The 10,519-nt window shown below is 55.0% G+C and carries 8 protein-coding genes and 2 pseudogenes; 3 read left to right on the forward strand and 7 right to left on the reverse strand.

Features of this window, described 5'->3' with window-relative positions:
• Positions 1-350 precede the first annotated feature (350 nt).
• From DUT91_RS22380 to DUT91_RS22390, 3 genes and pseudogenes are all read left to right on the forward strand, one after another.
• Positions 351-1,349 carry a YdcF family protein gene (locus DUT91_RS22380; RefSeq protein WP_114442689.1) on the forward strand — a complete coding sequence of 333 codons (999 nt, stop codon included), beginning with the start codon at positions 351-353 and terminating at the stop codon, positions 1,347-1,349.
• 227 nt (positions 1,350-1,576) lie between these two features.
• A pseudogene (locus DUT91_RS22385) lies at positions 1,577-1,912 on the forward strand (transposase); the annotation flags it as partial.
• 94 nt (positions 1,913-2,006) lie between these two features.
• Positions 2,007-2,678: an IS110 family RNA-guided transposase gene (locus DUT91_RS22390; RefSeq protein WP_281032637.1), complete on the forward strand. Its 672-nt coding sequence runs from the start codon at positions 2,007-2,009 to the stop codon at positions 2,676-2,678.
• 236 nt (positions 2,679-2,914) lie between these two features.
• On the opposite strand, the pseudogene DUT91_RS22395 reads toward DUT91_RS22390, so the two are convergent.
• The 7 genes and pseudogenes from DUT91_RS22395 to DUT91_RS22435 form a co-directional block, all read right to left on the reverse strand.
• Positions 2,915-3,724, reverse strand: a pseudogene (locus DUT91_RS22395) (TIGR02391 family protein).
• A 45-nt stretch (positions 3,725-3,769) separates the two neighbouring features.
• Positions 3,770-4,363 carry a mobile mystery protein B gene (locus tag DUT91_RS22400; RefSeq protein WP_114442690.1) on the reverse strand — a complete coding sequence of 198 codons (594 nt, stop codon included), beginning with the start codon at positions 4,361-4,363 and terminating at the stop codon, positions 3,770-3,772.
• 5 nt (positions 4,364-4,368) lie between these two features.
• Positions 4,369-4,833, reverse strand: coding sequence for a mobile mystery protein A (locus tag DUT91_RS22405; protein WP_114442691.1), 465 nt, complete (start codon positions 4,831-4,833; stop codon positions 4,369-4,371).
• Positions 4,834-5,276: 443 nt separating this feature from the next.
• Positions 5,277-6,758 carry a hypothetical protein gene (locus DUT91_RS22415; protein WP_200835065.1) on the reverse strand — a complete coding sequence of 494 codons (1,482 nt, stop codon included), beginning with the start codon at positions 6,756-6,758 and terminating at the stop codon, positions 5,277-5,279.
• Between the two features lie 60 nt (positions 6,759-6,818).
• The gene (locus DUT91_RS22420; RefSeq protein ID WP_114442693.1) at positions 6,819-8,096 is read right to left on the reverse strand and encodes a KAP family P-loop NTPase fold protein; all 1,278 of its coding nucleotides are present in this window, start codon (positions 8,094-8,096) and stop codon (positions 6,819-6,821) included.
• A 375-nt stretch (positions 8,097-8,471) separates the two neighbouring features.
• Positions 8,472-9,314, reverse strand: coding sequence for a DpnII family type II restriction endonuclease (locus DUT91_RS22430; protein WP_114442695.1), 843 nt, complete (start codon positions 9,312-9,314; stop codon positions 8,472-8,474).
• Complete coding sequence (locus DUT91_RS22435; RefSeq protein WP_245419909.1) at positions 9,314-10,465, reverse strand: DNA adenine methylase; 1,152 nt, start codon at positions 10,463-10,465, stop codon at positions 9,314-9,316. Before DUT91_RS22435 ends, DUT91_RS22430 begins: the two co-directional genes overlap by 1 nt.
• Positions 10,466-10,519: the final 54 nt, after the last annotated feature.

Below are 10,519 nucleotides of genomic sequence, written 5' to 3' on the forward strand. Positions count from 1 at the left end.
CGCCAGCCTCCTGCTCCTTCACTACCGCAATAATCTGCTCTTCCGTAAATCTCTGCTTCTTCATGTGTCCGTCCTTTAATGGGCCGGACTCTAATCCAAACTGGAGGAAATTACCCGTGGCAGGTCACACCTGATCTATTCGCCCAAGTCGGTTGTGATCGCGATTGGCTGCTCCAGCCTAATCGGGATCGGCTTTGGGTTCGTGCCTGCCCGTAATGCTTCAAAACGCGACCCTGTCGTTGCTCTTGTACGCGACTAACAGAATAAACCATTCCTATATATACTTTCAAAAAATAGTGTATATACATCATATGTAAGTATATTTAATATTAAGCTATGGAGATCGACCAATGATGAGAATGGTCGCGCGAAACATGCGACGAATGTTACTGTACAGTTCTTTGCTCATTGCTTTCGATCCCGCCCAGGCAGAGGAGCGAGGAGCGATCTCGAGGATTCCGGCTGCCGCAACAGAGAGCCTGGACATCCATGATTGGTTGACTGCATTGACAGAGCTCGACTACAGCGCCGATGAACTCAGGCGCTGGGTGCCCAACGGCAAGCTCGCTACCGTCTACGCGCAACTGGCTGAGGTGCAGCAATCGTTGCGAGCGCTGCGGACGTTGGTCCATGAGAAGCGTCTGGTAACGGCGGCCTCTGATAATGTTGAGACGAATTTATCTGATATTCAGAAATTCTATACAGATTACATTCGCCAGCCTTGGCTCGGCGACGAGAAAGCCTATCAATCACCCGACGCCATCGTAATGCTAGGTGCCAATCAGCCGACGCTTGATCAGCGGCTCGCTCATGCCTTGCCGATCCTCCAACGGTTCAAGGATAACTCCATTGTTCTGTCCGGCGGGGGGCGAACCATCGTGCTGGAAGCGCAGACCATGCATGATTACCTTGTCCGGAACGGGATTGCTGGCGATCGATTGATCATGGAGACGGATTCCCTCGATACCGTCGGAAATGCAGTTTTCACTGGTCTTGCTCTGGCCAAACGGGGCGTAGGCGGCGGCAACGTGCTGCTCATCACGTCCGATTTCCATGCGCCGCGAGCGCTTTTCCTGTTCCGCTCCATTCTCGGTCCGCAGTTCCGCGTTGCTGTTTCTTCCGCTCCCTATCAGGGAACCGACCTTTCGACGCGGATCGACAGCGAACTTCGACAAGAGGCGACTTCCATCCACGATTTGCTGCACTGGCCGGCCATCTCGAACAAACCGCCGCGGTCGGTGAAAGACACATGCGATGTCTTTTTCCAACTGCTGCTGCGGCACAAGCTTTATGCGTCCCGCTGGGATCTGGCCCGCCGCTATGGCGATCAGTGCGTGCTCCCGCGATAGCGCCAGGCCTTGCTGATTTCGCAAATCTGGGCGCAGGGCGCACCATGGCGATTATCTCATCAGCCAGCGTATCGGAGAGGCGTTCGGCGGGATCAATATCCTCATGAGTCGGTGGACCATGCCGCGCGTTGACGCGCTATAAATCCAAAACTTGAAACCTCGAAATACCTCCCCCTTCCCGAGTTTTCTGATTCAATCCGGCTCGCGTGATTTGCAGGGAATGGATGATGCGGGAAGAGCCCGGTTTTTGGGATTTGGACGAGCGGTACGAGCGTTTGAGTGCGGTGGGTGATCCGCTGGAGAAGCTCAACGCGATCATCCCCTGGCCTGTATTCGAGACGCCGTTGGCGAAGGCATTGAAACGGTCCGATGGATCGAAGGGTGGACGGCCAGCCTTTCCTTCGGTGCTGATGTTCAAGATCCTGGTGCTGCAGGCACTGTACAATCTCTCCGACGACCAGGCGGAGTTCGTCATCCAGGACCGGCTGTCGTTCATGCGGTTCCTGGGTCTTTCCCTGTCCGAGAAAGTACCGGACGCCAAGACGATCTGGCTGCTCCGCGAAGCCTGGTGCGGGCTGGCTTTTGGTTATGGGATGGCCCGCCCTTCGGAGAACATCGAATATGATGTCTCGTCATTGAAGGAAGAGGAGCCAGATCATGACGATTTCGATACTTGACATCGACATAGGAAAGAACAGCTGCAGCGTTGTCGGAGTTGATGACAAAGGTGCGGTGATTGTCCGCCGAACGATGCGACGTCAGACGCTCATTGAGTTTGTCGGCAAGATGCCGGCGTGCATCATTGCTATGGAAGCATGCTGCGGCGCTCACCACCTTGGGCGACTTTTCGCAGCACGAGGACACGAAGTGCGACTGATGTCGCCCGAGTATGTTCGCCCCTATATTAAAGCGCAGAAGAACGACGACAGGGATGCAGAGGGCATCGCGGAAGCCGCGTCGCGTCCCACAATGCGGTTCGTCGACCTCAAGAGTGAAGAGCAGCTCGATATTCAGTCGCTGCACAGGGTTCGATCGCGCCTCGTTGCACAAAGAACCACGTTGATCAATCAGATCCGGGCGATCCTCCTTGAGCGCGGTCTCATTTTTGCTGCCGGTCGTCGCAAGCTTGAGGTTGCCCTGGATGTCCTTCCGGGTGATCAGAGGGCCACCTTGTCTCCGCGCATGCATCAACTGATTGTCGAATTGCGAAACGAGTGGAAAGTGCTGGATAAGCACCTGAAGGTCATTTTGCGAGCTCCCGAACAAGTCCTCGAGCTGGACCATCGAGTAATTGAAATATGGTCGATGACTACCCGCCGCCATGGTTAAACCTTCTCCTCGACGCACGATCGGGCGCGGGTTGTCGGTTGTGCGGGCACCAATGCAATGGATAGCGATGGCGAGGCACGCTTAGCCAATCTCCTTTTCATGAAGCAGGTTGGGAAGAACGGGAGTCGGGACGGTCCGACGCTGTTGAGCAATGGGAGCGTTTCGCGCGTCACGCCGAATCCGTAGAAGAATTCCGACAGACGTTTCTGGAGATTGATCACCGCCGGACCCTCGTCTCAGACCCGAGCCGGCATGACCGCCGCATCAATGCGACGGTGTATGAGCGAGGCCAAGGAAAAGAGATCTTCGGCATCCTCTTTCGACATCTGCCAGTGGATTTTTGGCGCATGCGCAGTGGTATTGCGAAACATGCTGAATGTGCCCTTCACAAGATTGGAGAAACCCCGCTGCTAGCTCTTTTCGCTATCGCTCATGAGCATGTTGATCGCGAGTATCGGCCTTTCGCCGCCGAAGGCGTGATCGACAAGGACCGCGCCATCGTCCGTCAGGCCGGTACGCTGCCGAATTTTGTCGGCGACGCTCTTTACGGCCTCGAGAACGGCATGGAAATAATTATCTGCAAGTAACTCTTCGCGGCAAAAACGCAGGACATCGGGATGAACGCCACGGCTTGTCAGATCAGCCCTCAACTCGTGGGCACGGCGTGTCGCTTGCGAAAGTGTTTCGGCCGCGTCGACGGCGTCCAATGTTCCCGAAGCCCCGACGGCCAGTCCGGCGAACGCCAGGGCGCGGTTGAGATTAAGCCGCATCGGCTCAAAGCGTTCCGTTTGGCGGGCGAAGCGCTCCGGCTTTATCGTTTTACGGATGAAGGCAATGATATGAGTGCGCTGCTTACGATTGTTCTGTTCATTGGCAAACGCGTTATAGAGCCTATGGCGCTTGGTCATCTGTGGATCGGTGTCAACGATCTTGACCGTTGTCAGCAAATGCCCGATTTCCGATCCTGTCAGACCGAAGTCGGCATCTCCCAACGCATCCGCGATTGCTTGCAACTGCGATTGCGTGAAAGTCTTCATTATCGTCATTCCCCCTTCGCTTTCGTTTTCGCAACCCCGCCATGTCGTCGATGTCTATGAGCGCGCGAACGCCAGTAAAGGCTCGATCTCGTGGTTGTCAGCCGCCTGGAGCGCCGCGACATAACGGACGCGGGTCTCACCAGCATCGATTAGGTTTGTCCGACCCCAGCTAAAGGGCGGTCGCCCAAGCTGGCGCGCGAGCAGGTCGCCGACCAAGCGAGAAAACCGTCCGTTTCCGTTGGGGAAGGGATGGATGGCTACCAAGCGGTGGCTGAACCGGACGGCGATCTCATCGGGCGGATACGTTCCATGTGCGACCCAATAGCGCGCATCATCGATCGTCTGCCTGACATCCATTGCGATGCGATAGGCATCAACGCCTATGTTTCGGGCCGTCATGCGGTACTGCCCCGCCCAGCGCCACACCTTGCCGAACATGCGCCGGTGCAACTCGTTGAGAAACTCCTGGTCGAGGACGTCGCGCTTTCGCGACATCGCCCAGCGCAAGCCTTCGCCGATGTTAACCTGCTCGGCCTCATTCAGCTCATGTCGCAATGTGATGTAGGAGGGAATGAGCTGCTCTCGTTCCTCGGCGGTTAGCGGCGTATTCGCTTCATCATCATCCAGAAACAGAGGATCGTCTTCCATGGAGATCAGTCATCCTCCCACAGGCGTCGTGGCGAGCCGGCAAGCATGGCATCGATGAGACGGCGACGTTCATCCTCCAGATCGGACTTGAGCAAGGCCTGGTTTTCCAGCCGCATAGTATGATCGAGGCGGGTCACGTCCTGCCCCGCCTTTTCTGCCGCCCGCTCACGAAGGATGTCGTCAAGCGGCTTGACCGGAACGAAGGCGTAGACGAACGTGCAGTTCATTGCCGCCGCTGCTTCCCGAAGCGTCTTGATCGTTGTCGCTCCCGAAACTTCCGCCTTCTCGATGGCCGGAATGCGAGAGGCGGCAGCGCCCATGCGAGTGGCGAGTTGCCGGGTGCTCATCCCCAGAGCTTCACGGATGGCTTTCATCCAACCGCGAGGCGGCATGATGAGCTTTAGCTCCCGCAGCGGTGCGAGGCGCCGTTCCAGTTGTTTGCGTGCGAGAGAAGCCTGTTTCGTGTCCATAAATACATGCCCAATTTCATTTAGGAATATCATGAAAATATGAGCGGCGCAATGCAAGTCGACTAGTTATATGTGATCATTTCGCCGAAAGTGGACATAAAAACATGATCTGTCATATATGGGCGGTGTCACTTGGCAGCTAATGATAAAAATGCGGCTGTTTGGTCCGTGTTGGGCATCTAATTATGAGAATGCCGACCGGTCGATTCTCATGTGTGGAGCGGCCGTTTGTTGCAAGGGAGAAAATCAGTGATGCCGCACTGGTCGGGTGCAAGCCATGTGTCCGGCCTTCACGAGGCGGCGCATATGGCCGCAGGCCCTGATGAAGTCCGCGGATCGGGTGCCAATCAAGATAGAACTGCGGCTTACAGTACCGGGGGATCAAGCACATGCGCGTCGATGAATACGATCTGGAGAAGAGAGAGAAGAGAGAGAACGTTCCCTCACCTGGCAAGTGTATCTACTGCTATGAAGTCCTGGACCCCGAGAAGCTGACCGACGAGCATGTGCTTCCCTATGCATTGGCAGCCGACACACTGATCTTTGAGAAGTCCTGCTGCAGGGACCGCCAGAAGGAGATCACTCGCTACGAGCAGAACGTCCTGCGGCATCAGCTCGGTGCGTTTCGCGCGCAGGTGGACGCGCCGACTCGCAATCCGAAGGATCGCATCAAGGAAGTCGTCATCAACTTCATCGAGGTCGACGACGAAGCTCGCCAGATCCGGGATCAGCAAATCGCCCAGCCGGTCGGCGATTTGATCCCCACGCGCGACCATGAGGATGGATGGAGGCCGACTATGGGGATTGATCAGCAAATATCGCGAGCTCGGGTCGGCCTGTCCCTTTGACGGGATGAGTTCGCACGGCCATGCATCTCCGCCCCCGGTCATGTCGGTATAGATATCTTCAAGCGCGTTCGCCTTGTTTCCTACCAGAACACAGGGGCCTCTGGCGGCATAACAGCCGAGATACTCATCGAACTCGACGCCAAGCAGGCTGAGCAGGCTATAACGCTTCGACGGATCGAGGCTCGATTTCTCGTCGAGATACCATTGCAGCGCCTTCAGTGTCGTGCCGATCGACTGGGCGATCTCCTTGGCCGGGTTTGGCCAACAGGCGACGAGGTTGCCGGCGATTTCCGGCGCGTTGTCATAGCCGTCATTGGTGTCATCCTCGTCTTCGTTGATCTCCTCGCTCGGTTCTTGCCTGGTGAGCAGCCATGTTCTCCGCTCGATCTCGCTGTGGCTGAAATAGCGCTCCCGCTGAGGAGGAAGCGAGATTTCCCAGGAGGTGAGCCACGGTCCTGCCTTCCAGCCATGATCCGTGATGATAGAAGGATCGGGGTCGCGGCTTGGCAAGGCAAGCCAGGCCTTCATACGATCTTCGAGCTCACGGTCGCCGTGGTCGCGCCGCCGGTCTCTCGCTCTCCAGACATGGTCGACCAAGGCATCGGCCGAAAATGTCGTGATCGCTTCATCAGCCGGCATGCTCTGCGATATGCTTCGGCTCGAGAGCCACCGGCTTTTCTCCTGGGCCGAGCGAAGCGAGGCAGGCAGAGACTTTTCACGTGGGCCTGCGATCTCGAGCCCGACCCCGATTTTTGCGAGATCCGCTTCGAGCGCAGGGTCTGATTGTGCGAGATGCCGGCTGACCATCAGAACATCCGGCTGGCCTCGCAGACCCTCACCCTGCAACCAGGCCGAGAACAGGATCTGGCGAAGCGGCTGTGGGTTCTCATCCGATGAGAATGTCGTCCAGCGGATCGGCAGGCCGGCAACGGTCAGCCCGTACAACAGTATTGGCTTCAGGTCATATTGTTTGGCATCGCTGGTTCGGATCGGATCGCGAACGGAAACGATACCGTATTGCGGGTGTTGAAAGAGGAACTTGGCTGTGGACACGTAGAAATGGTGCCGCCGTTGCATAATACTATCCGCGCCCAGCATGAATGTCTGAAAACTCAAACCACTCTGAATGCTATACGATCAAGCGCTTTGGGACCAAAGCGCTTTCTTCATTCTGACGCGAAAGGGGAAATTGGTTGCGCGTTCGAAATTCCAGTCGTCCCATCTACGCATCCTTCGCTGCCCGCGTATGCTTTCGAGTCTAGGGAACAGACGCTGCAATGCTACCTTTGCGAGGTCATGACGTGACACAGGAACGTCGTGCAGGAACGGCTGCAAACGATCATCGTGATTCTGGTTGCCGTTGTGATGATTGGAGACACCACACGCCTCCTCCTTTCGAGAGCGTATCGCCCGAAACAAGCCAGGCTCATATAGGCGCAGCCCTTCCAGAGCGATGAAATCGGCCAAGCTCACCTCGCCTGCGACGGCAGGCCATGTCACGCTAATCGCATTCTGATACCTTGCCACATGCCGAGGGGTCGTCATGTATGGAGCCACGATATCGTAGAACAGGTTCATGATACGGACGATCTGAGCCTCTTCGGGGTCGCCGCAAATCTCCTGGATTCCGGTAAGGACCGCTTGGTTCAAGTCTGTTTGGAGAGGGGCAGGTACTTCAAATCCCGCCTGGACGATCTTCTCCAAAAAGTGAGGGCCTTCCGAAGGGAACCGCTCCTGCACCGCCTTTTCGGCCAGATCACGGTCGAATACCAGCAGGTACATGACATTGAGCAGGCGGCCGACGGACTTCACCAGTCTGAATATCGCTATGGCTTCTTCGGGCGAGAGACGATCGATATCGTCGATCACAACGAGGAAACGACGGTCTTCATCAGCAAGAATTTTCGCCAGCTTCTGAAATGTCTTCTCAAGGGTATCGCCATGCGGAAAGAAGGTACTCACAAACTTCGATCCACCAGTGAACAGCGCCGTCAACGGCGCTCCGCTTGCTAGCGTCACTGCCGCTCCGATGGTCGGTCCCGCTTGTAGCAAACGTTGAGTGATGCTGGGGATCAGGTCTTTTACCTTATCGCCCAGGCTGTTCCGCAACGTTCCGTTCAGGCTTTGCAGAAAGGCAAGTGCCAGCGCTTCTTCACCTCGGTACCACCAGCATTTGAAGTCCGAAACCACCAGCTTGTCGTCGCCGGATTGTGCGAGGGAAGCACGGATGAGATTGACGACGCTGCTTTTGCCTGACCCCCACGGCCCATTGAGTGCAATGGTCGTTCCGACGGGTTTCTGCATACGCGTGATGCTTTTGGCGATCGATTCCGCAAAACCGGTCACGCCATAGCGGTCATCGCCGGCTGCCTCGATTGGACTGTCATTGAAATAGCTTCGATTAGACTCGCTCATCTTATGTTAAGGCCCCCGGCAACCGCTTGCTTCAAAAACTGCGCCTAAAGTCTACCGATCCGTGCAGCACGCCGCAAATACCGCAACTTATCGCTCGGTATGTAAACTTGCGACAATGAGTGCTGGTATGAGACGTCGAGATTCTTGGCTCAGACGTCACCGGTCACAGATTCGATTGACGAAGCCACGAAGCCATGCTCGCTTTCCAAACTGGGGGAAAAGGTATGGCCTACCCCAACAACGCTGCAGCTGTTCTTCCCAGAGTCGATGCCCAAGATAGAAATCTGCATGGCTCTGCTCCTTTCCCTTCGAGAAAAGGACATCATACTCGATGTCCTCGGAAGGGCGGGCCATCCCATAACCAACAACCTAGACTTAGCTGATCCCGAGCTCCGCTTTTAGCGTGTGCAGGTCCGCCAAAAATTGCTCGCGCATTTTGGTCGTATAAATCCGCGTAATTTTCCCTTGGTTCTGACGTTGCACGATCTTCCGCAAATCGGCCATTCGCGCTTTCCAGGTGAGGCCGTCGGTCAAGAAGAGGAGCGGAGTGTCATGGCGCTTTGCGGCAATAATTGCGTCGAGATCACCGATGATATCAGTCATCTTTGAACCAGTTGCGGCATAGGCTTTTGACTCAATGACAATCCGCGGTTTGCTCTTATCAGGAACAGCAACATCGCATTTCGCGGTTGTTCCGTCGGCACCCGTAAAAGTGCAGCGGGTTTCGTAGCCACCCTCACCAAAGACTTCTCGAACAAGGGCTTCGGCAAAATCTTCTAACCCGCGTCCGCGACGCTGCCCTTGGATTGCAGAGCCACGACCAGAGCGAAGACGTTCCACAAGTATGTCGCTCCAAACAGGCTGATAATTGATTGTTGCCGACATTGCTTCAGGCAAGCCCAAGCTTTCGAGTGTTGCTAGAAACGTATTTGGATCAGTCTTGTAACGTGTAGAACCGATTCCTCCAGAACCCAGGGCGCTACGAAGTTCTGTCTCCATGCTGTCTTTCGACAGAGCAAGAAAGAGGCGCGCGCAAAGCAGCCCATCGCTGAAATCGGAATCGAGCAATTCCTGTATGTCTTGGCGATCGTACTGCGTCTTTTTTGGCAATGCTGACAGTCGAGCAATTGCAGAGGCGGCAACATCATCCATCCACTCAACGGATAGAGGACTTAAACTGGCAACAACATCGTCGATACTTTGCTCAACGACCTGCATCAGCGACCTACAATGAGATATTCGGTAACCGAGGACCGCTCTACCCCAGTATGCGTCCCGAAATGATACCGATGAGGTTTCTCAAATACTCGAACACTAGATTTGTGCTTTTTCATAAGTTCTTCAAGTACATTTAAATCTGGATAGCCGTTAGAGCTGTAAGATAAAACTATTGTGCTCTTTTTAAAACGGGAAAACATTCTATCAAATGCCTCAACCGCCGTCCGCCGATAGCTGAATGGAGTGTATTTCTTGGCTATCTTCTTCACTTTCGTGGATTCGTCGATGGGCAGTCCTTGCCAATAGCAAGACAGACCCTCAAGGAAATGATAGCGCTTTATGTAGCAGTTATCGTCTGACCGCGGCACGTATGGCGGATCGAGATAAACGAGATCCACTTTCTTCGCGGCGAGCTCGAAAACGTCTCCTCTGAAGGACTGGTTTCGGCGGCCGTTATCAAAGACGGCGTTATTGTAAACCTCAATCTGCTCAAGGAAGTGCTCTTCAAGCGAAAGGCGCAGGTCACGCCTCCCGTCGTCATACCTATCGAGATTTCCAGATATCGTGAAAACGCCCCGAGGTTGACGTTTCAGGCATGAGCGGAACAGCGCTGCGAATGCCAATGCCTGATCGTATTGCCCTTCAAGTTGCCGTATATTGCCTGACACACGATCCAGGAACTTGAGATCCTCTGCCGTATAAAATACGTCACGGAATGTTTGTTCGATAAAATGGTGGGGTCCCGGGTCCGGATCGATGAGACGCTTTATGCTTTTACCGTCGAGCCTGACACTGCTATTTTCGATTGTTGCTCGGGCGACCAGGCTGGAAAAATTCAGAAAGTCAGAGGCCACGACACGCCGACCCATCGACTTCATCAAATAACCAACACTGCCCGTGCCCGAGAACGGGTCCATCGCACTCTCAAAGTCGATGTCATCGAGCACTTGGTAGATCCAGGGCAGAAGTCGCTTCTTCGAGCCCATGTAGCGCAACTCAGGATATTTTGCGGCTTGCTCCGGCAACTCAAGCGCTTGACGCTTCGCTACAAGCGGGACAACGCGGGTATCGGGTACGGATCTGGCTGTCGAATCTCTCATTGCAAATTCATAGCCGATGGTGAAGCTACCCCGCAAAGGAATAAAACTCATCCCACGGTTTAATCCACGGAGCTGGCAAGTGGTTACAAGATCGGCACGATTTCG

It is taken from the genome of Paramesorhizobium salinisoli (genome assembly GCF_003335045.1).
GTDB lineage: Bacteria > Pseudomonadota > Alphaproteobacteria > Rhizobiales > Rhizobiaceae > Paramesorhizobium > Paramesorhizobium salinisoli.

What these genes read in the sequence shown, in the direction of transcription:
- DUT91_RS22435 (WP_245419909.1), bottom strand. Translation starts at nt 10,465, where the DNA reads ATGAGTTTTATTCCTTTGCGGGGTAGCTTCACCATCGGCTATGAATTT.
- DUT91_RS22420 (WP_114442693.1), bottom strand. Translation starts at nt 8,096, where the DNA reads ATGAGCGAGTCTAATCGAAGCTATTTCAATGACAGTCCAATCGAGGCA.
- DUT91_RS22400 (WP_114442690.1), bottom strand. Translation starts at nt 4,363, where the DNA reads ATGGAAGACGATCCTCTGTTTCTGGATGATGATGAAGCGAATACGCCG.
- DUT91_RS22390 (WP_281032637.1), top strand. Translation starts at nt 2,007, where the DNA reads ATGACGATTTCGATACTTGACATCGACATAGGAAAGAACAGCTGCAGC.
- DUT91_RS22430 (WP_114442695.1), bottom strand. Translation starts at nt 9,314, where the DNA reads ATGCAGGTCGTTGAGCAAAGTATCGACGATGTTGTTGCCAGTTTAAGT.
- DUT91_RS22380 (WP_114442689.1), top strand. Translation starts at nt 351, where the DNA reads ATGATGAGAATGGTCGCGCGAAACATGCGACGAATGTTACTGTACAGT.
- DUT91_RS22405 (WP_114442691.1), bottom strand. Translation starts at nt 4,833, where the DNA reads ATGGACACGAAACAGGCTTCTCTCGCACGCAAACAACTGGAACGGCGC.
- DUT91_RS22415 (WP_200835065.1), bottom strand. Translation starts at nt 6,758, where the DNA reads ATGCAACGGCGGCACCATTTCTACGTGTCCACAGCCAAGTTCCTCTTT.